The 1115-nt window shown below is 72.6% G+C and carries 1 protein-coding gene; it reads right to left on the bottom strand.

What is annotated here, in order from left to right; all coding sequences use genetic code 11:
* Positions 1–92: 92 nt before the first annotated feature.
* Positions 93–932: a transporter substrate-binding domain-containing protein gene (locus ACGH2B_RS03600; protein WP_399083942.1), complete on the bottom strand. Its 840-nt coding sequence runs from the start codon at positions 930–932 to the stop codon at positions 93–95.
* Positions 933–1115: the final 183 nt, after the last annotated feature.

Genomic DNA, 1115 nt, shown 5'->3' on the forward strand with positions numbered 1-1115 from the left:
GCCCAGGGGCGGGCGGGCGGCGGGAGAACGCGGGAAGAAGGAGGGACATACCCTCACTCTCCGTACACCCTCCTCACCGCTCCCCTCCCCCGTCACTTCATCCAGGCGTCCTCGTACGCCCGGTACGTCCCGTCGTGCGTCGCCAGGTGGACCCACTGGTCGACGTACGCGGTGAACTCGGCGTCGCCGCGGGGCAGGGCGTACGCCTTCTCGGAGAAGGTGAACGGCTTGTCCGGGTGGAGCGCGCACAGCTCGGGGTGGATCTTCGCCTGGTAGAGCGTCTCCCCCGCGTCGGTCATCATCACATCGGCGCGACCGGCGATGATCTCGTCGAAGATCGTGGTGTTGTCCGGGTGCACGGTGATCTCCGCCCGCTTCAGCCGCGCCCGCGCGAACTCCTCGTTCGTCCCGCCGGGATTGACGACCACCCGCGTCCCCGGCCGGTCGATCCGCTCCAGCGTCCCGTACTTCTCCTTGTCCGCGCACCGCACGATCGGTGTCTTGCCGTCCTCGCGGGTCGGCTCACTGAACGCCACCTTCCGGGCCCGCGGCAACGTGATCGAGACCCCGCCCATGGCGACGTCGCACCGCCCCGCGGTGAGATCTCCGACCAGCGACGCCCACGTACTCGCGACGTACCGGGGCTTCGCGTCCAGGCTCTTCGCCAGATCCTTCGCCATGTCGATGTCGATCCCGGAGTACGCACCGGTCTTCGGGTCGCGGTAGGTGTACGGCCGGTAGTCCCCGGTGGTGCAGACCCGCAGCGTGCCGCGGCGGGGGACGGTGTCGAGCAGGGAGCTGCCCGGGTGCGGCCGGTGCTTCCCCGCCGCGACCGGCGCCGCACCGGGAGCCGGGGCGGGCGTGGCCCCGGCGGGCGCGGCGGCGGTGGCGGCGAGGAGAACGGCCAGGGCGGAGAGGGCGAGGCGCTTCATCGGCGGGCTCCGGACGAGATCGACGGGGCGGGGGGGGGCGGTGCACAGCGTGGCAGAGGGGGTGCGGGGGGTGAAGGGGGTGGTCGGTGGGTGGGACGGGGACGGCTGGCTCCGGTGGCGGAGCCGGACCGCGCCTCCGCTCCGCCTTCCCGGGTGTCCGGCGCCTGCCGGTGGAAAGCTGGT

The sequence above is a fragment of the Streptomyces sp. BBFR2 genome (assembly GCF_044497305.1).
Classification (GTDB): Bacteria; Actinomycetota; Actinomycetes; order Streptomycetales; family Streptomycetaceae; genus Streptomyces.